General features: G+C 66.0%; 13 protein-coding genes and 1 pseudogene. 7 read left to right on the plus strand and 7 right to left on the minus strand.

Going from position 1 to position 19,075, the window contains the following annotated elements:
- Window positions 1-106 precede the first annotated feature (106 nt).
- Complete coding sequence (locus C4V41_RS59525; RefSeq protein WP_103964860.1) at window positions 107-505, minus strand: hypothetical protein; 399 nt, start codon at window positions 503-505, stop codon at window positions 107-109.
- A 97-nt stretch (window positions 506-602) separates the two neighbouring features.
- Entirely contained in the window at window positions 603-911 is a 309-nt protein-coding gene (locus tag C4V41_RS59530) for a hypothetical protein (protein ID WP_103964861.1), read from the minus strand.
- 207 nt (window positions 912-1,118) lie between these two features.
- Here C4V41_RS59530 and C4V41_RS59535 point away from each other — a divergent pair, with 207 nt between their 5' ends.
- On the plus strand, window positions 1,119-2,393 hold the full coding sequence (locus C4V41_RS59535; protein ID WP_160150797.1) for a helix-turn-helix domain-containing protein: 1,275 nt from the start codon (window positions 1,119-1,121) through the stop codon (window positions 2,391-2,393).
- Here the strand turns inward: C4V41_RS59535 and C4V41_RS59540 are convergent.
- Entirely contained in the window at window positions 2,383-3,528 is a 1,146-nt protein-coding gene (locus tag C4V41_RS59540; RefSeq protein ID WP_235031094.1) for a methyltransferase domain-containing protein, read from the minus strand. The genes C4V41_RS59535 and C4V41_RS59540 overlap by 11 nt on opposite strands.
- Before the next feature lie 400 nt (window positions 3,529-3,928).
- Window positions 3,929-4,291 (minus strand): hypothetical protein, encoded by a 363-nt coding sequence (locus tag C4V41_RS59545; protein ID WP_103964863.1) that lies wholly within the window; start codon window positions 4,289-4,291, stop codon window positions 3,929-3,931.
- A 314-nt stretch (window positions 4,292-4,605) separates the two neighbouring features.
- Between C4V41_RS59545 and C4V41_RS62640 the strand changes: the two genes are divergently transcribed.
- Both C4V41_RS62640 and C4V41_RS65735 read left to right on the plus strand, forming a co-directional pair.
- Entirely contained in the window at window positions 4,606-4,782 is a 177-nt protein-coding gene (locus C4V41_RS62640; RefSeq protein ID WP_160150798.1) for a hypothetical protein, read from the plus strand.
- Window positions 4,783-5,022: 240 nt separating this feature from the next.
- A complete protein-coding gene (locus tag C4V41_RS65735; protein WP_103964864.1) occupies window positions 5,023-13,146 on the plus strand; it encodes a polymorphic toxin-type HINT domain-containing protein in 8,124 nt (2,707 codons plus the stop codon).
- A gap of 212 nt (window positions 13,147-13,358) precedes the next feature.
- Here C4V41_RS65735 and C4V41_RS63815 read toward each other — a convergent pair whose 3' ends face one another.
- Entirely contained in the window at window positions 13,359-14,192 is an 834-nt protein-coding gene (locus tag C4V41_RS63815; RefSeq protein ID WP_200825039.1) for a transposase, read from the minus strand.
- Window positions 14,089-14,778 (minus strand): hypothetical protein, encoded by a 690-nt coding sequence (locus tag C4V41_RS63820; RefSeq protein ID WP_200825040.1) that lies wholly within the window; start codon window positions 14,776-14,778, stop codon window positions 14,089-14,091. The genes C4V41_RS63815 and C4V41_RS63820 overlap by 104 nt, the downstream gene beginning before the upstream one ends.
- Window positions 14,779-14,929: 151 nt before the next feature.
- Here C4V41_RS63820 and C4V41_RS59560 point away from each other — a divergent pair, with 151 nt between their 5' ends.
- A complete protein-coding gene (locus C4V41_RS59560) occupies window positions 14,930-15,394 on the plus strand; it encodes a hypothetical protein (protein WP_103964865.1) in 465 nt (154 codons plus the stop codon).
- A gap of 160 nt (window positions 15,395-15,554) precedes the next feature.
- Here C4V41_RS59560 and C4V41_RS61535 read toward each other — a convergent pair whose 3' ends face one another.
- Entirely contained in the window at window positions 15,555-15,734 is a 180-nt protein-coding gene (locus tag C4V41_RS61535) for a hypothetical protein (protein WP_146104278.1), read from the minus strand.
- A gap of 1,040 nt (window positions 15,735-16,774) precedes the next feature.
- Here C4V41_RS61535 and C4V41_RS59570 point away from each other — a divergent pair.
- The 3 genes and pseudogenes from C4V41_RS59570 to C4V41_RS59580 form a co-directional block, all read left to right on the plus strand.
- Window positions 16,775-17,620 (plus strand): hypothetical protein, encoded by an 846-nt coding sequence (locus C4V41_RS59570; protein ID WP_146104279.1) that lies wholly within the window; start codon window positions 16,775-16,777, stop codon window positions 17,618-17,620.
- Between the two features lie 374 nt (window positions 17,621-17,994).
- Complete coding sequence (locus tag C4V41_RS59575) at window positions 17,995-18,552, plus strand: hypothetical protein (RefSeq protein WP_103964868.1); 558 nt, start codon at window positions 17,995-17,997, stop codon at window positions 18,550-18,552.
- Window positions 18,553-18,784: 232 nt separating this feature from the next.
- Window positions 18,785-19,075, plus strand: a pseudogene (locus tag C4V41_RS59580) (ISKra4 family transposase); the annotation flags it as partial.

Here is a 19,075-nt window from a genome sequence, read left to right on the forward strand (position 1 = left end):
GGCGGCGGAAGGCCATACGGGGTGTCTGGGCCGCATCGCCGCCGCGCCGGTCGGGCCCCCGGGGCAGATCTCCAGCACGCCCCGGGCACGTCTTCATAGGCCGGCGTTACAGGACCGAGCCGAGCTTGCGCCAGTCATTGGTCGGGCTGCGGATCTCGCCCGGGTACTCCTGGTCACGGAGGCTGACGGCGTCGTGGTCGTTGATCGGGGCGTAGCTCAGGCCCGTTCCCTCGACCGCCTCGTACCGGTCGTCGTCGACGTCGATGTCGTGGAGACCCTCGGCCGACTGCTCGAGGTCGGGTCCCCGGCCGAGCAGCGCGCCCAGCTTGCGGAAGTCGTCACCGGGCCGACGGATCTCGACCTGCGGCCGGTTCTTGTCGCGAACGGCGTAGTCGTCACCGTCCCCGATCACCGCGTACTCGATGCCCGTGCCGTCAAGCAGCGCGAACTTCGCCTCGTCCACGGCTACCGCCCACAGGTCGGGCTGAAGCGATCTGGCTGTCATGGGAGTTCTCCCTTGCGTCGATTCTGCGATGGCTCCGGACACGAGGCCCGGCCTGGTGCCCGGCCCGCCGCCTGCCCGGCACGGCGGGCCGGGAGTTTTACGGGCAGGGACAGGTCAGGTGCTGGATGATCGCCACCTGATCGGTCAGATCCGCCATGAGGTCGATGGGATTGCGGCACGCCACGTTCCGCCGCATCCCGGCGGTCACCTCCGCCAGCGTGAGCCGCCACGATGGCTCGGCCCTCCAGACCGGCCCCGTGCGGGTGAGGCCGGAGGTGATCCGCCGCGGGTGGAAGGTGTTGCGCAGCACGGCGAGTGGACGGTCCCGCACGTCGAGCCGTGCCCAGGTCCTGGCTCCGGCGTCATGGACGGCGGGCTCGACGGGAGCGCACAGCAACTCGAACATTTCAGGACCTCCATCCCATATGCATGGCACGGCGTATTCGTTCCGAGAATGCGCGAGCATGGTCCGCGGGACGTTTACGCCGTTCAGCAGTAGCGTGGCCAGCGCGGGGAGCCGCAGTCCATATTTCGCGTTGGACACACGTTCCCCGCCGTTCCCTGGGATGCGGGGAAAAGCAGGGAAAAAGATCTCGGGCGCACGGAGGCGACGGTGGGCGAAGAGACGTTCGGGCGGGCCCTGCGCCACCTGCGCGGCAACCGCACTCTGGAAGCGGTGGCGAATGCGGCGGGCATCTCCACCAGCTACGTCTACAAGCTGGAAAACGGGCAGAGGAAGCCAACCCGTACAGTGGTCGAAGCGCTGGAAGCCGCCACGAATGCGCAAGGCGCGCTTATCGAGGCATCTGAGAAAATCGGGAAGAAATCCGTCCCGGATGCGGAGATAATCCCTCCTACCGCCACAATGAGTCCAGTGCGTACTCTGGATATAAACGACCATTACGGGGAGACTGGGGAGGACGCCACGGAACGCCGACGGCTGTTCGGACTAGCCGCCAGTGCTGGAATCGTCGGCTTCGACGAGATCGTTCGACAGGAACTCGATCACACGACTGATCGACCTCGCAGTGCCGAGGACTGGGATATCGCACGGGCCGATCACCTGCACGCCCTGCGCACACGCCCACCCGCCCAGGTCATCAAGGACCTGTCGATCGACCTCTACGCCCTTCGACAGCAGATGCACACCACGTCCGGCGACGCGCTGACAGAGCTGTACCGAGTGGCGGCCCTGCTGGCCGTCATCCAGGCCAACGCACTGACCCGGATCAGCGACCACGGGGCAGCCATCCGCTGGTGGAGCACCGCTCGTAAGACCGCTGACGCCTCCACAGACCTTGAGCTCCGTCTTCTGGTTCGCAGCGAAGAGGCCATTCACGGTCTGTACGGGCAGCGGGAGCCGGAGACCGTCCTCCGGCTGATCGAGAACGCTCGCCAGATCAGTCGTCGTCCATGGCCTCGGCTCATGACCGCCAGGGCCAAGGCACTGGCGCTGCTGAACCGCTCAAAAGAAGCGGCCGGTACCCTGCGAACTCTCCATGACCACATGAACAAGGGGATCACCGGCGATCGCTGGGACTTCTTCAAGCCAGATCAGATCCCGTTCGCCGAAAGCTGGGTAGCCGCCTACTCACACAACGAGGCAGCGGCAGACGCCGCCCGCGACCAGGTTCTTCAGATCATTCCCGAGCGGTCCTACCAGTACCGCATGAACGCCAAACTCCATGAGGCGATCAGCACGGCTGCGCTGGGCGGAGCAAACGAGGGCGCCAGACTCGCAGCCGAGCTGATCGACTCGCTGCCCGCCGGCTTCCAGACCAACCACATCCTGGAGACGGCGCGCATGGTCCTGCGCGCGGTACCACTAGAACAGCGGGAACGGCCGGCAGTAGCGGAGTTGCGCTCGCTGCTGGCCCTCAACGCCTGACCGGCGGGGGCGTCCCGAAAGACGACGCCTCGCCACATCCCTGCGCACGAACTGCGCGAGGACCAACGTAGCGCACCGCTCGCCTATCTGATGTGGGCCATCGGATCAGGTATCGCCACGGACCGCGTGACAACTGGACGGCGCCGTCGGCCTCGACAACAGCTTGAGCCCCATAGGCCGGCATGCTTCCTCCCAGGAGCCAGTCGTGACGTACCTCCTCCCATAGGTCCCACAAGCGGCGCGGGCCGCCCTGAACGACCGGCGAGGGCTCATCACCGCAGGCGGTGGCGCGAGCCCAGGAGCCATCTGGATGGGACATGCGGACGGTACGGCGTCCGCCGGCGTGCTCTTCGTACTCGTGCCGGATTCCCGGCACGGCGAACTCCAGCATGACACCGACATCGCTGAACGGCCGGATGCGCACCACGGGATAGCGGCTCAGGCTCTCTTCCCCGCCGCTATCGTCGGCGACGGCCGGTACAGGCTCGCGCCGGTCCTGGTCGGGTGTGTCGGCCGTGGTGAAGATCCCACGATCCCAGGCGATCTGGCCGTACGCCCGCCCGTCGGCGTTCTTGACCGCGCAGACAATGAGCGGCGTCGCGGCGATCGTGGTCACCAGCCGGGCGCCGGGCCGCAAGGCCGCCAGCCTTGAGGCGGGAATCGGACGGACCCCCGTCATGGACACGATCCGATCGTAGGGGCCCGGCAGCGGCCCGGTCCCGTCCCCGGTCAGCAGTGTCGGCCGCAGCCCGATGGTGGCCAGGCGTCCGGCCGCAGCGTCGGTCAGGTATGGACTGATGTCGATCGAGGTGACCTGCTCGGCGCCGAACCGGCGGGCGGCAAGGGCGGCCGGATAGCCCGACCCCGTGCCCACGATCAGGACGCGCGCCCCATCATGTATTTGGGCGTGGCGCAGCAGCCGCAGAACCAGGCCCGGCATCGCCGAGGTCGACGTCGGCGAACCGGTCAGGACAGTGCCATCAGCACCGAGGTCGGCATGCACGCGCTCCACCTCGGTCACCAAGGAAACGTTCTGGTAGACGGCCCTCGCCCATTCGTCGCGGTTGGCTGCGCCGTCGCGCACCTGCCAGACACCCCACGGCTCGCCCTCAGGGGTGATCCACCATCGGGGCACAAGCAGATGTCTCGGAACCGCCGCGAGGACCGGCCGCCACCGGGACCCCTCCGCGGTGACCTCCGCAGCAAGCCGCTCACTGCGCCTCCGCCACCGCAAGTGACCTCCCCAACAGGCAATCCCACGTTGCCTTCCGTGACCGCATGGAGCGGCTTGCCCAGTGTCGCAACCCACCAAGCTCAAAGGGCCGAAACGCGAAGAGACGAGGAGCGCCACGGCCGAGCGGTGAGGGCCCCACAGGCCCCTGCCGAACCGGTGGGGCCACCTGTTCGGCGGAGGAGTCGGGTACATCCTGAAGCCGCATCGCATCTCGGCCGCGTCACGCTCCAAGAAACACCTTCACGGGTTGCTCATGGACGGCATCGGCTGGTCTGGCGTTGTTCGGCCGCGGACCAAGATCTTATCCCATGTAGCCGTTGCGTGAGACCCAGACGGAGGGGCGGCAGGTGCCGAACGTGCGCCCCTGGCACAGCTTGAAGACGGTGATGCGGCTGAGGAAGGTGGTGTCGGTTCCGCAGCCCCAGCGGGAGCCGTTGGTGTCCACGATCGTCCACTGCTGGAGGTAGTTGGTGGCGTACTCGACCCGTACGGCCTGCCCGTCGTCGTACAGGTCGCACACCTTGATGTGCTGGCGGTCGGCCGAGACGGTGACGGATCCCCAGCCGGCATCGTCCTGCCAGCCAGCTGCAGGGTGGGCGAAGGCGGGAGAAGGGGCGGCGATGACGGTGAGGGCGGCGGCCACCAGGGCGGCGCGAATGTGCATGGGCGATCCGTTCCGGTGAGTGATCGACAGCGAACGGTGCCACTGTGAACTCGGCACATGCCGAGACCGCGCAGGTCAGCGTCTATGTTGTCATGCCTTGATCAACACTTGGCTGTCACCCTGTAGCCCTGCCCATGGCCGCAGCCAAGGGGAGGAGAGCAGCCTGCCCCGCACCTGGTGGCTAGCCAAACGGATCGGGATAGAGCGCCGTTGCCAACGCTCGAGTGAGGTCTTCACGGAGACAGTCCTTCAAGGAGCCGGGGTCAGCGGTCTGCTCGTGCGCAATGCGGATCGTTTGAACATCCAGCGGTCCAATGCCGATCGTGATCTTCGTCGTCGGCCTTGCGGATACGGCGGTAATGGCGCGGGGCTGTCGACTCGATGACGTCGGCGCGATCGTTGCCGAGGGCCGTGAAGTCGAGGCTGCGCACTCCCGCGTCGTGGAGTTTGGCGAGGGGACGTGGCAGGAGGAAGGCGAGGGATGCGCCTAGAATCCGGTACGTTGCGATCCGTGTCCGTTTGATAGCAAAAATCGCTCTTGCTGCTTGATCTTACGAAAGTTACGCTTTGCCCGTTTGATGACATGCTCCGAGCTGCCGGAGTCGAGGTGCCTGTTACGGCCTCGGGCGGGGGTGGAGTGACGTTCGGCGCCGCCTTGGGCCGCCCCTCGTTGGTTCGGAGCGTGATGGCGCGTGCGCCGGTTTTTGTCATGGGCTCGTACACCTCGTTCGATGACCGGCATGACCGCGGTGCTGCTGACGGTATTGACGCCAGGCTTGCTGCAGATGGCACCACAGCCGGTTGCCGTTGCGTTCGCGGCTGCGACGCCTGTGGACGTCACCGCCGTGGCGCAAGGCAGCGGCGAGGTTCCTCGTCAGACTTTGGGGTCCTTCAAGGGATTGGCGTCACTTGTGCCGGCCTCGGTCACGACGGCCACGCCGTCGTCGGGCACAGCCTCAGATATGGAAGTGCCGAAGGGTTCGGCAGCCGCCGACAACGCCGTCCGGGATCAGGATCCTCGGAGTGCGCCGAGCCCGAGTGGTGACGATGGCGAGGCGCTCGCCTCGGGTGTCGCCCGTGCCGAGGCACTGGATGCCGCCGCGTCGCCGGTGGTGGCGGATATGTGGCCGTTGAACGGTGCGCAGGCGGGGTCGCTGACGCCGACGCTGGTGGCCCACGCGACGGATGGGACGGCGCCGTACACGTATCTGTTCAGTCTGTGCGCCAGTCCGGAGGGGGAGGAGAGCGCCTCCGATCCGAGTACCTGGTGTGGCGGGACTCGGCCGATCACGTCCGGCACGCTGCCGGCCGGGGTGAACGCGTGGAAGGTCCCGGCTGGCAGCCTGAAGTGGGGCACCACGTATGCGTGGCAGGTGCAGGTCACTGCGGCGGCCGGCGGCTCGGTCACGTCGGGGTATCGGGTGCTGGTCACGGCCGCACGCCAGCCCACCGTCGGTGCGCAGTTGGCCGCAGGGAGCCAGAACGGCCAGGATTTCGGCCCGTCGTCGGGTAACTACACCAGCACGGCGGTGGATGCTTCGGTGGCCACGGTGGGGCCGGATCTGTCGGTGGTGCGTTCCTACAACAGCCTGGACGCCCGCCGAGACGGGTTGTTCGGCGTGGGCTGGTCGACCCGGTACGACATGAAGGTCGTTGCCGAGCCGGGCGGGTCGTTGCTGGTGACCTATCCGGATGGGAAGCGGTTGCGCTTTGCGCCGAAGGGCGATGGCACGTTCCAGGCGCCTTCGGGCATGTACGCGGCGCTGGCCGAGGTGTCAGGTGGCGGCTGGAAGCTGAGGGATAAGACCTCGACGGTCTATCACTTCTCCGCCCAGGGCAGACTGGCGAAGATCACCGACAACCGGGGCCGCGCCCAGGACCTCACCTACGGCACCGACGGCAAGCTGGACAAGATCACCGGAGTCGGCGGCCGCTCACTCACCTTCACCTGGACCGGCGCGCACGTGACCGGCGTGGCCACCGACCCGGTCAACGGCAGGTCATTGACGTGGACCTACGGCTACGACGGCGACAAGCTGATCAGTGTCTGCCAGGCCGAGGCGGCGCCGAACTGCACCCGCTACGACTACGGCACGGGCTCGCCGTATCGGGGCGTGGTCGAGGACGACGAGCCGGTGGGGTACTGGCGGCTGGACGAACCGGCCGTCAAGCCCACCCCCACTCCCACGCCTGACCCCACGGCGCAGCCGACAACGTGCCCGCGCGATTGTGAGCCGGAGCCGACCACCAAGGCGGAAAGCTGGGGCTGGGGCGCCGGCGAGGCCACCTATAAGGAGGTGAGTCTGGAGCAGCCGGGTGCGCTGGTCGGCACCGCCAACACCGCTGCCTCCTTCTCTGGAACCTCCCGGGTGCGGCTGCCCGACCACGCTCTGGCGCGCCTGGCCGATCAGCTGTCGCTGGAGCTGTGGTTCAAGACCAGCACCTCGGGCATGCTCGCCTACGCCGCTCCCAAAGAGCCCGTCATGACGGAGCGGGACGACGGCGGCAGCCCACTGCTGTACGTCGGCACCGACGGCAAACTGCGCGGCCAGTTCCGGATCCTTGATGCAGGCGGCGCGCCGCGCATCGATCCGATCACCTCGGCCGCCTCGGTCACCAACGGCCAGTGGCATCACGTCGTGCTGGCCGGCTCCGGCAACACACAGACGCTGTACCTGGATGGTGTCGCGGTTGGGACGCTGACCGGCACCATCGACCACAACTGGCTGGGCTATGCCAGCATCGGCGACGGCATCACCAAGACCGGCTGGCCGGCCGCCAAGCCGCCGAACTCTGGTGCCGGGCTCACCGCCTGGGGGTTCGCCGGCCAGATCGACGAGGTCGCCGTCTACGACCAGGCGCTGAGCGCCGGGCAGAGCACAGCGCACTACGCCGCCCGCGCCGCTGCACCTCACGCGCTCGCGAAGATCACGCTGCCGTCCGGCCGGGTATGGGCGGACAACACCTACGACCCGGCCAAAGACCGCCTGCTGACCCACACCGACCAGCACGGCGGCACCTGGAAACTCACCACGCCGAGCCCCATCGACCCCAAGACCGGCATCGCGACGATCTCCTACAGCGACCCTCAAGGCGGGACGCTGAGCTATCAATACGACGCCTGGCGCGGAAACCGCCTCAAGTCCTGGACCGACCAGAAAGCGCAGAAGACCAGCGTGCTGTATGACAGCGCGGGCTATCTGCAGGAAGTGACCGCTCCCAACGGTGACGTCACGAACACCAGTCACGACGGGCGCGGAAACATGCTGGCCACGGCCACCTGTACGCCGCTGCCTGCAGCGCAATCGGCCGCCGAGGACTACGACAACCCCTACACCTGTTTCCGGCAGGGCGACTCGGTCGCGACCCGATCCTGGGGCGCCTACCACGTCAACAAGGACGACGACTTCGACCCGCGCAACGACCTGCTGCACACCGTCCGGGACGGCCGCTCCTCTTCGCCCACCGACAACACCTACGCCACCACGGCCGAGTACAACCAATACGGCGAGGAGATCAAGCAGACCACCCCGGCCACGCTCGATTTCCCCAACGGACGCTCCAACAGCGTGGCCTATACCGACGGCAGCGAGCCGGCCGTCGGCGGCGGAACCACCCCGGCAGGCCTGGTCAAGACGCGCACCGACGCCAAAAACAACGTGACGACGTTCGGCTACAACGCCGCCGGAGACCTGGCCGAACAGAGCGACCCGGCCGGGCTGGCCACCACATACGAGCACGACACGCTGGGCCGGGTCACGACGCAGACCCAGATCTCGGACGCGGAGCCCGGCGGGGTGAAGACCACCTTCACCTACGACAACCTCAACAGGCTCGCCACCCAGACTTCTGCAGGGGTGAAGAACGAGATCACCAGTGTCACCCACACCGCGAAGGCCGGTTACACCTACGACCCGGACGGCAACACACTCACCGCAACCGTCACCGACCTGACCGGCGGCGACCCGGCGCGGACCACCACCTACACCTATGACGCCTACGGGCATCAGGAGAGCGCCACCGATCCCGAGGGCGGCGTGGTCCGCACCACCTGGAACCGGCTCGGCCTGCAAGCGACGGTCACCAACCAACTGGGCTCGGTCTTCGGCTACGCCTACACCGAACGCTGGGAACACGCGGCGACGACGCTGAAGAACTGGACCGGCAGCCCGGTCAGCCCGCAACCGGCCAAGGACATCGTCCTGGAGTCGTTCTCCTACGACCCGGCCGGTCGCCTCGCGGCCTCCCTGGATTCGATGGGCCGCAAGACGTCCTTCACCTACTACGCCGATGGTCGGCTGTCGAAGGTGATCGGTGAGGGCGTCAAACTGAACGACTCGGCCACTCCCAAGAACGTCACCCTCCAGGCCAGCACCTACGACCGGGCGGGCAATCTCACCAAGCGAGTGTCCGGCGAAGGGTTCACCGCGACCGACTATGTCTACGACGCCGCCAGCAGGCTCACCTCGGCCACGTTGGATCCCGGCAATCTCAAGCGCAAGACCGTCTTCGCCTATGACGCCAACGACCAGGTCACCAAAGAGACGCGTACCGGCGCGGCGGGCGGCACGCGTGAAGAGAGCGTCACCTACGCCTACAACGCCGTCGGTATCTTGACCCGCCAGACGGTGGAAAACGGCGATGACGACCTCACCACCACCTGGACGGTCGACGACCGGGGCCTGACCACCGCCGTCACCGATCCGCGCGGCACCGCCGACGGGGCCAGCGCCGCCGACTACACCACCACCAGCCGCTACGACGCGTTCGGCCGCCTCATCGAGATCAAGGTGCCCAGCGTCACGATCGAAAAGGCCGGGGCCGCCGGACAAGGCCGTCCCACGACCCGGATCGGCTACAACAGTGCAGGCTGGGAAACCCACGTCGTCGATCCGGAAGGTCGCCTGTCCACCACCGGCTTCGACCGGATGGGCCGCCGTACCTCGCTGACCGCCATGCCGTACACGCCGCCCGGCGGCACCCAGGTCACTCCCAAGATGGCCTACGCCTACGACGCGGCGGGACGCCCGACCAAGCTCACCGACGCGCGCGGACAGATCACCACGGGCGAATATGACGCACTTGGCAACCTGGTCCGAGTGACCGACCCGCCCGCAGCGCCGGGGCAGCCTGCCGGGCAATGGATTGCGGAGCACGACCTGGCCGGCGAGACGCTGGCGACCATCGATCCGACCGGCGCCCGCGCCCAGGCCACCTACGACGACCTGGGCCGGCAGATCACCCAAACCGTGCTCGAACGTAAGCCTGCCAACGCGGCCTACACCACCAAGCTGTACTACAACGACGCCGGCTACCTGACCAAGGAAGTGCTGCCGGGCGACAAGATCACCGACTATGAGCTCAACGCCGCTGGACAGGTCGAGACCGTCACCGACCCGGCGCGTGACATCACCACCTACACCTACGACCTGGCCGGCCGGCCCGCCAAGACCACGAACGTCGCGATCGGCAACGCCACCATCGGCGAATACGACCTGGCCGGCCGCCTTACCGGTGTGAAGAGCCTGGACGACACCGGCGCCACCGTACGCACCGTCGGCCTGGGCTACGACGCGGCCGGCAATCCCACCCGCTCCACCTCCGGCGAAGGCCACATCACCCGCCGCAGTTACGACGCCACCAACCTGCTGACCGAACTCATCGAGCCCGTCTCCGCCAGTGAATCGATCACCACCAGGTTCGGCTATGACGCCACCGGCGCCCAAACCCGCCTCACCGACGGCCGCGGCAACGCCACCTGGACCGGCTACAACACCCTCGGCCTGATCGAAACGCTCACCGAGCCGGCCACCAGCGCGCACCCCAACCCGGCCGACCGCACCTGGACGCACGTCTACGACGCGGCCGGTAACGAGACCGCGCTCCTGCAGCCCGGCGGCGTCCGCCACGACAAGCAGTACGACAACCTCAACCGCCTCACCAAGATCAGCGGCTCCGGGGCCGGCATCGTCGCCGGCGACAAGACCTACGGCTACGACCTGGCCGACCGCCCCACCACCGTGAGCGACCAGCAACTGGAGTACAACGACCGCAGCCTGCTGACCAAGCTCACCCCGCCGACCGGGACCGGCACCGCGTTCGCCTACGACGCGCTCGGCAACCCCACCCAGCGCATCGACGTCACCGGCACCACCACCTACACCTGGGACGCCGACAGCCGGCTCAAGACCGTCACCGACCCGGTCAGCGGCCGCACCAACACCTACGCCTACGACGGCGCCGACCGGCTCAAAACCATCACCTCGGCCAACCCGGCCAACACCCAGACCTACACCTACGACGCCCTCGACCGGGCCAAAACCCATACGCTGACCGGCAGCAGCGGCGGCCAACTCGCCAAGATCACCTACGGCTGGGACAAAGACGACAACCTCACCTCCAAGGCCACCGAAGGGCTCGCCGGCGCCGGCACCAACACCTACGGCTACGACCACGCCGGCCGCCTCACCTCCTGGACCGGACCCGACGGCACCACCACCGCCTACGCGTGGGACGCCGCCGGCAACCGCACCAAAGCCGGCGACAAGACCTACACCTACGACGAACGCAACCGCCTCACCGCAGGCGACGGCAGCACCTACACCTACACCCCCCGCGGCACCCTGGCCGGCCAGACCAAGAACGGCAACACCCGCAACCTCACCTTCGACGCCTTCGACCGGCTCATCAACGACGGCGACGCCACCTACACCTACGACGCCTTCGACCGCATGCTCACCCGCCAAAAAGCCGGCAACCAGGAGCGGTTCGTCTACGCCGGCCTCGGCAACGACATCATCGCCATCACCAACGCCGGCGGTGCCGTGCAATCCAGTTACGGCCGCGACCCCGTCGGTGGCCTGGTCAGCGTCAAGGAAGGCGGCAACCCCGCCACCGGCGCCCTGACCGACCTCCACCACGACCTGGTCGGCACCTTCACCGGTACCGCCCTATCCAGCACCACCAGCTACAACCCCTTCGGCGAAGTCACCGCCCAGAGCGGCACCAAACCAGCGCTCGGCTACCAGAGCGAATACACCGACCCCGACACCGGCAACGTCAACATGCACGCCCGCTGGTACCAGCCCGGCACCGGCACCTTCACCTCCCGCGACACCTGGACGCTGTCACCCACGCCGTCCATCCAAGCCAACCGATACACCTACGTAAACGGCAACCCGCTCGTCGCCACCGACCCCACCGGCCACGTCCTGATGATGGAAGCCGGCAATGGCACAGCCGTGATGGTGGCGCCCAACGAGACACACCCAAAGGGATATTCTCCGCCCAAACCGTACGTGGCGCCGCCCAAGCCCAAGACGAACCCCACGCCCAAGACCAACCCCACGCCGCCGACCCCCAAACAAGAGCCCGCAAAAACACCGGGGCCAGGAAAAATCTGGAAAACAGCCGGCAATGCTTTCGTGAAGACCAATCTACTCATCTTTGCGATCGCGCTTGTGCAACAAACCTCGCCGAAAAAGGTATACCTCGATCCCCCGCTGGAGAGGATCGAAACTACGTTGCCCCACCCATCGAATCCGAAACCGCATGAGCCGCCCCCACCAAAGGACTGCAAGCCCGCGAGTAGGTGCAAGACGCCGCCGCCGAAGGGCTGCAATCCTGCGAGTAGGTGCAAGACGCCGCCGCCGAAGGGCTGCAATCCTGCGAGTAGGTGCAAGACGCCGCCGCCGAAGGGCTGCAATCCTGCGAGCAAGTGCAAGGAACCAGCAAAGGACTGCAAGCCTGCGAGCAAATGTAAGACGGATGGAAAGGGTGCTTTTGAAGCACTGGCCAAGGCCATAGCAGATCTTTTGAAGAAGCACTCATCTATCGACGGATGTACTGTTCCTTGGCAGCCGTGTGCCAACCCAGATGCCATCCCGGTGGACGACGCCTCCCTCGCGACGCCCGAGGGTGTGGGCGACCCTAGCGCCGATAACATCATCAACTGCGATGAATCCTTGCAGTTTACCGGGCTATGCAAAGATGGCGCCTTTGCGGTCGATCCCGACGAAGCGACCGATTTGTACGGAGACCCGGGGTCTCCGACCTCCAGCTCGTGTGACGAGGGCAACAGCTTCGTTCCCGGCACCAAAGTGCTGATGGCCGACGGCAGCACCAAGGCCATCGAAGACATCAAGATCGGCGATCGCGTAGTCGCAAGCGACCCCACGACAGGCCGCACGGCAGTCAGGTCCGTAACGGCTTTGATCACAGGACAGGGCAAGAAAGACCTCGTCGAAATCACTGTGGACACCGATGGTAGCCAAGGAACCGCCACCAGCACGGTCACCGCTACAGACAACCACCCCTTCTGGGTACCTGCCCTCCGAGAGTGGGTGGATGCCGGGCAACTGAGGTCCGGGACATGGCTGCGAACGTCTGCGGGCGCCTACGTCCAGATCACCGCAGTCAAGGCATGGACGACGGTCCAACGGGTGCACAACCTGACGGTCGATGACCTCCACACGTACTACGTCCTGGCCGGAGCAACTTCGGTACTCGTCCATAATTCGAACAGAATTTGTGGCAAGTCAGCGCTGGATAATGGGGACTGGCAGCATATTCTGGACCGCCATCGACCCGGTGGTGCACTGGTCGACGACGAGGCGAGTATCCTCACTGGTAAAGAGAACAAGGTCCGTCAGAGGATTATTGACACCATCAATCGCGGCACTCCCAAGCCGAACACGCCAGATCCGGTCACTGGCGACCCGCGACCTGGGAAGATCTACGAATGGGATTTCGGTGCTACGGTCGGCAAAGCTGGTCCGGAAAATGGGAGCGGAAATTTGAATAAAATCCGCGTGATCGTGAATGAGGGCAAAGTTGTGACCGCCTTCCCGTTCTAAGCCTGAATCCACGGCGTGATTTCGTCTGATCGTTTTCTGGTCCAATTCCTCCACGAGGACCGGTTCCGCAGGTGAAGGGGCTGTTTTCGGGCGTGGAAGGGTCGCCGTGCTCGGGTCGCGGCTTGTCCGGGTGCGTTCGGGGGCTCGGGGTGCGCCTGGGCGCGGGTGACCGTGGAGGTAGTCGACGTTATGTGACCTGGATTTTCGGCTGGTCAGGCCGCGGCGAAGGCGGGTGGATCGTGGGTGGCGGTGAAGGCGCCGGTCCAGGCGGGCTGCCAGCGCCATCGCTGGGGTAGGTGCAGGGTGAGGTGGCCGCGCCCGTCGGCCGGGCCGTGCCGGGCCAGGCGGGCGGACACGACGATGAAGTGGCGGCGCAGGGTCGCGCCGCGTGCTTTGGCATGGAAGGCCGAGGCCAGAGAGCCCAAGCCGCGCAGCAGGTTGTGGGTGATGGCCGTCAGCGTGAGCCACGCGGCGTTCGTGGTGAACGCGCCCGAGGGCATGTGCGCGAGCGGCCCGTTGATCAAGTCGGCGTTGACCTGCTCCTGCACCGCGTGGTCACGATGGTGCGCCTCGGCCTGGATGAGGGTATAGGGGCTGTCGGTGAAGATCGGGTAGTAGCGCCAGGCCGGGAACAGTTCGTCTTGACCACACCCCGCCTGCTCGTTGCGCATTTTGACGCGGCGCACGATCAGCCGGGCGCCGGCGGCCTTGCCCTTCTTCGTGGTGAAGGCGGTGTAGCCGATCTCGGCGACCTGCGCATCGGAGACCCAGCTACCGGCCTGCTCATCGAAGATCGCCCGCGGGTACTTGATGGGGGTCCAGGCGTCCTCATCGATGGCGGCGATCGCGGCTTTGACCCTGGGGTCGAGTTTGGCGGTGACCGAGAAGCGGGTGTCGTTGTCACGGCAGGCAGCGATGACGCCGGCGTTGTAGAACGCGCTGTCACCGCGCAGGATGAGGGTGCCGGTGCAGCCCGCTTGACGGGCGGTGCCGATGGACTCGCGGACCGCCGAGGCGGCACCGCGGGGCCGACCCGGCCGTGCCACCACGCAACCGGCTGGCGGCCACCACCGGAGCCGACAGCGGCGTGGACAAGGTGACGGTCAACGCGTTCAGCCCCCTGACCAGGACACTCTTTCCCTGGATCTTGGTATGTCCGAAGCCGGAGCCCTGCTTGGCATACCCGTAGGTGCGCCGCTGCATCGAGTCGATATCCAAGAACGCCAGCACGTCCTTGCCGGGCAGCAGCGGGGTGCAGGCGGCCAGCGCCGCCAGCATCTGGCGCGCGACCTTGTCGAGCTGGCGCACGTTGCCCCACGTGAATACGCGCACAAACGATCCCAGGGTGGACGGGGCACGGATCCCGGTGAACATCTTGTCCATCCCGCCGTGCCGCAGCAGGTCCAGGTCGTCAATGCTGTCAGCACCGCAGGCCATCCCGGCCACGATCGAGACCACCTTCGCCGGCGCGTTGACCCCCTCGGCCGCGCCCAGCGCCACGTGCTCGCCGACCAGCCGCTCCAGCCCGCACCGCTCGGCCAGTCGCAGCGCCGGAGCCAGCCCCGCGTAGGAGATCACATGCTCGTCATCGAAGATCGCCTGGGTACGGCTGGCGGCATGGGAGAATCTCAACTTATGAGGTGTCCTTTGCAGCGGGGCGATGGAGCGTAGAGAACTCCCATCCTCCCAGCTCGGAGGGCACCTCACTTCATTTCGCGGCTCTCGCCTCGAGTTTCACGCCGTGGATCCAGGCTAAGTGCGAGAGCCTTCTGCAAGGAGGAACATGATTCATCTTTCCTTCTCTCTTCCGGAGTCGGACTCGCCCTGGCTGAGGACCTGGGAAAGGGCTAAACAGGGCGATCCTGTGGATCTTCCGGAGATTGACCTTCGCTACAAGTACTTCGGCGTTAATGTCGAGATGGTCATAGACGGCGTGGAGGTCATCTCGAAGAGAAGATTTGTGACACTCGTTGATCTGGCCCTTTCGCTTTCTCACGCGAAGAGGCGTCTCTTGTCAGGAGAAGATGTGGCGTTTGGCTTCACGGAGAGCGAAGAGGTTATCCGTCTGCGTTGCGATGGCGATCTCATTGCCGTGACCTCTTCAAAACATCCCTGGCGGGTTGCTGTCGAGCGTGAGGAGCTCGCGAGTGCTTTCTCTGACTTTCTCCGCGAGGTGCATTATTATCTGACTTCAGAGATTCCCGGATTGGCGGCTAATTCGGTGATTCGGAAAATCTTGCCGGAATAGCTCTGACCATCCTCGAAATAAGTAAAGTGTTATGCGCGGAGGCTCCGCCGAAGTGATTTCCGGCGGGGCTTCTGGCTTTTGACGGCAACGTCAGGGGATGACGCTGTAGCGGGTAGAGGGTGTGCCGTTCGAATATTGAGTTACGTGGTCTGAGCTGCGGTTACGCGGCGTGGCGGTATTCGTTTATCGTGCCTGCAACGACGGGTTTTCGGCGGATGGATCGCAGGTCGTTGAGGTCGGTCACGTCGTGGGCGGGCTGCGTGGCGATGTCCGGGGGACGTTGCTGCCGGGAATGATCAAAAGGCAGATGTACGGGCGAGCCGGCTTCGCGCTCCTCCATCGCATCCTGCTCGGTTAACCACTGTCCGTCACCACCGAAAGTGCGCCAGAGCCGAAAACCGTACAGCCCCGCGCAAGCTCATTGAGCGCCTCAAGTACCTACGGCTGGCGAGGAGCGGCCTGCAGCCGCCTAAAGATCTTGATCCATGGGTATTGACGTCGCTCGTGAAAGCATGTGATCTGACCGAAGACGGCTTGACCAGTGCTTGGACGGGTCTGCGATCAAGTCGGGCGTGTCCCGCCCGCGAACGCTCCTATCCGGCCCTTCTCTTGGGCGTCGTGCGGGTCTGGCTTTACAGTCCGGTCTGTGGCGGCCGATACTCGGCATCGGAAACCACCACAATTCGCCCTCGCCATCGGCCTGCCGATGTGCCGGACGCGTGCCGAAGAGCATGTGACGAGCATGAACTCGGCCATCTGCGCCTCGCAGACGACCGTCGAGAAGCGAGAAAGTGCAGGTCGGATGGGGTATGGAGTGGTAGGGCGCCCGGGGCTCGAACCCGGAACCTACGGATTAAAAGACCGAAGCTTTTATGCCGGACCCTGCCTCAACGTATTCCATTGTATCGTTCTGCCCAGTTCTGCCGCTTTCAAAATGCCCGAAAATGCCGACCGGTGTTCAGGCGTGCCCATGGCCGAAGAGCAACCACCGAGCAACCGCCGGTCAATAGCCCACCCTTGACCATTCAATTTTGTGTTGGTCTGTCGCATTTGTCTTGCGCGAAAGATCCTTCTGGTCGGGTGGCTCGAGCGATAGAACTGAGATTACGATTCTTTTCCTCGAGGTGATCGCGGGTCTTTGCGAACGATGCTTGGCCGAGATTGGCGGCGGCTGAGTTACCGGGGCGACCCGTAGGCCCCTTCCGAGGTGTCGCAGCCGCACCGGTGCACGTCATCCGATCTGTTGGCCGTGCTGATGCTCACTAAGCGTGGCCGGCGTCTCAACTTCAGGCCCGGGTAGATTGCGAAGGGTTGCTCTACGGCCTTGCCAGGTTGTCACGCTCCGAAATTTTGTCGGTTCGCATAGTTACGGTGGTGCTCATGGAAGACCTTTCCAAGCCCGCCGCGACGGTCAGGAAGTTCGCGGAGCAGGCAGCGATGACGCTGGTGCCAGCCATCCCCGACACTGACCTCGGACACGAGGTCCGCCTCGGTCCAGACACGCTTGACCTGGCGACCTTCCTAGACACCGCCCGCCAGCACGGAGGCGGCTTGCTCTACCTGCAAGCCTCTCCGTTCGCCCCCGCTGACGATGAGAACCGGGTAGCAGACGCACCCGCCCACTTGGCCAAGCACACGGGGCAGATCGGTCAGATGGATGTTGCGTTCGCCGCGAACGGCATCGTGCACGTTTGGCAGGACCGTACGCCCTGGTACGCCGAGTGGCGGGAACTCGCGGCAGCGGAGGCCATGCGCGCGACCTACGCTCGCGAAACCTACGAAAATGAGGACGATGATGAGCTCCGCGAACAGGAGCAGGCGCAGCGTGCCGAGCTGGTCGAGGCGCTGCTGGCCAACCCCAGCTTCCGGGCTGCCAAGGGAGTGGCCGCTCGGCGGCCGATAGCCGAGGCCATTATCCAGGCGGCCGACGTGGACTGGCCCGCGTGGAGAGCGATCCGCACCGCGTGCGAGCGGGCTGAGGAACTGGGCAGAGAGAAATACACCCACTTGAACGCGCAGCTCGACGACCTGGTCCCCGAGCTCGCGGCCGACCTGGAGTTCCAGCGCTGCCGCACAGTTCCGGCCCGGAACCAGGTTACCGAGCGGTTTCTTGTCAGCCGCGCGGACGGGTTCAGCGGACCGGTGTATCTGCGCGACGAACTACGCGCGCGGGCCCAGCGGTCGGGTAAGGCTGGAAACGGTGAAGCGGCCACTGGATTGTTCTAATCGCCGTGATCACCCCGGGTATCCGCTCCGAAATTCTGCCTAACGGCACCTTGCGTGACAGCGCGAGGGGAAGCGGAAAACCTCGGACAGGTCGGCGGTGTTGACCCCGCCGTAGGCTCGGGCGGACTGGGACATAGCAACGCGGTGGGGCTGTCGCGCTCGCTGATTGGGGGCGTCGAGCAGTTCAGGAGGCACGCGGCGCTCGGGCAGGTGGTACACCGCGCTGGAGGACATCAGGGGAGAAGCTTTGGATGTGACAGGGAACGGTTGCTTCCCTGTCACATCGGCGATGGGTGTAGCTCCTTTGTAGTGACTGGCTGAGCTGGGCGTTCGCTGTCCTGGCTGTTTGATCGTGAAACCGCCTTCTACTGTGGGTGCAGGCGGTGGTGGCGATGGGGTCGTTACTGGAGGAACTGGCACGGCGGCAAGCCGAAGCCCGCCAGCGGATTGAGGAGCTTGGCCGGCACCTTGCCGAGGTGCAGGCGCGGCTCGAGGCCGAGGAAGAGGGGCTGTCTCGGCTGCTGATCGCCTCCGAGGTGGTGGAGGAGATCTTGAGCGGGCAGGGCCGTGGCGCCGCCGATCCCGTTGTGGGAAGCGAGGATGCCGGCTCCGCCGATGCTGGGCAGAACGGTCTGGGCAGCGAGGCCGGGGTGGTGCGGCGGGGTGTGGTGACGGTGCCGCCTTGGCGTGCCGACCTTGAGCCGTCGGTGTTGCCGCGGGCGTATCGGGATGTGCTGGAGGTGCTGGCCGATACCGGGCGGGCGATGCGGGCGGGGAAGATCTCGGCGGCGTTGGGGCGGGGTGAGTCGGCCGCGGCGGTGGAGGGTCTGCGGGGCAAGCTGCGGCGGTTGGTGGAGCGGGGCTGGCTGAGACAGGACGAGCCCGGGCTGTTCGCCCTAACCGAACCGGTTGCTCGGCAGATCACCCGATAGCGGGCAACGGGGCGGGGGCGGTGCCGGCTCGTCACCGTGATGTGCCGGTGGTGGTGGTTGGCGAGGGGCTCTTACTTGCCGGAGGTTCGAAGGTGCGACCCAAGTCGAATCGACCGGCAAGGAAGAGCCGATGACACCGTACGACACTGCGCTCAGAGCTGACTGCTTTGCAACCTCGAGGAAATTATTCGATCTTCTGCTCGCCGAACTGGCCGATCCGGTCACCGGCGGGCTGCCCCACGCCGAGCTGGAGATCTGGTGTGAGCAGCGGGGCCGCCGGCCGGTGCGGCAGCTGCTGCAGGATCATCTGGACCTGCGCGCGGACCGGGAGGAGGCCCGCCTGACGGCCGCACATCCGCCCGGGCGGCTGGAGAAGGGACACCACCGGCTGCTGGCCACCGTGGTGGGCACGGTGATGGTGCGCCGCTGCGCGCTGCGAGCGCCGGGCCGGCGCAACCAATACCCCGCCGACGAGGCGCTGGCGCTGCCCGTGGGCCGGCACAGCCATGGGCTGGCGCGGCTG

It is taken from the genome of Nonomuraea solani, assembly GCF_900108335.1.
In the GTDB taxonomy this organism is placed as follows: domain Bacteria; phylum Actinomycetota; class Actinomycetes; order Streptosporangiales; family Streptosporangiaceae; genus Nonomuraea; species Nonomuraea solani.

What these genes read in the sequence shown, in the direction of transcription:
- C4V41_RS59525 (WP_103964860.1), bottom strand. Translation starts at nt 505, where the DNA reads ATGACAGCCAGATCGCTTCAGCCCGACCTGTGGGCGGTAGCCGTGGAC.
- C4V41_RS65735 (WP_103964864.1), top strand. Translation starts at nt 5,023, where the DNA reads ATGACCGGCATGACCGCGGTGCTGCTGACGGTATTGACGCCAGGCTTG.
- C4V41_RS61535 (WP_146104278.1), bottom strand. Translation starts at nt 15,734, where the DNA reads ATGGAGGAGCGCGAAGCCGGCTCGCCCGTACATCTGCCTTTTGATCAT.
- C4V41_RS59545 (WP_103964863.1), bottom strand. Translation starts at nt 4,291, where the DNA reads ATGCACATTCGCGCCGCCCTGGTGGCCGCCGCCCTCACCGTCATCGCC.
- C4V41_RS59570 (WP_146104279.1), top strand. Translation starts at nt 16,775, where the DNA reads ATGGAAGACCTTTCCAAGCCCGCCGCGACGGTCAGGAAGTTCGCGGAG.
- C4V41_RS59530 (WP_103964861.1), bottom strand. Translation starts at nt 911, where the DNA reads ATGTTCGAGTTGCTGTGCGCTCCCGTCGAGCCCGCCGTCCATGACGCC.
- C4V41_RS59560 (WP_103964865.1), top strand. Translation starts at nt 14,930, where the DNA reads ATGATTCATCTTTCCTTCTCTCTTCCGGAGTCGGACTCGCCCTGGCTG.
- C4V41_RS62640 (WP_160150798.1), top strand. Translation starts at nt 4,606, where the DNA reads ATGCCGATCGTGATCTTCGTCGTCGGCCTTGCGGATACGGCGGTAATG.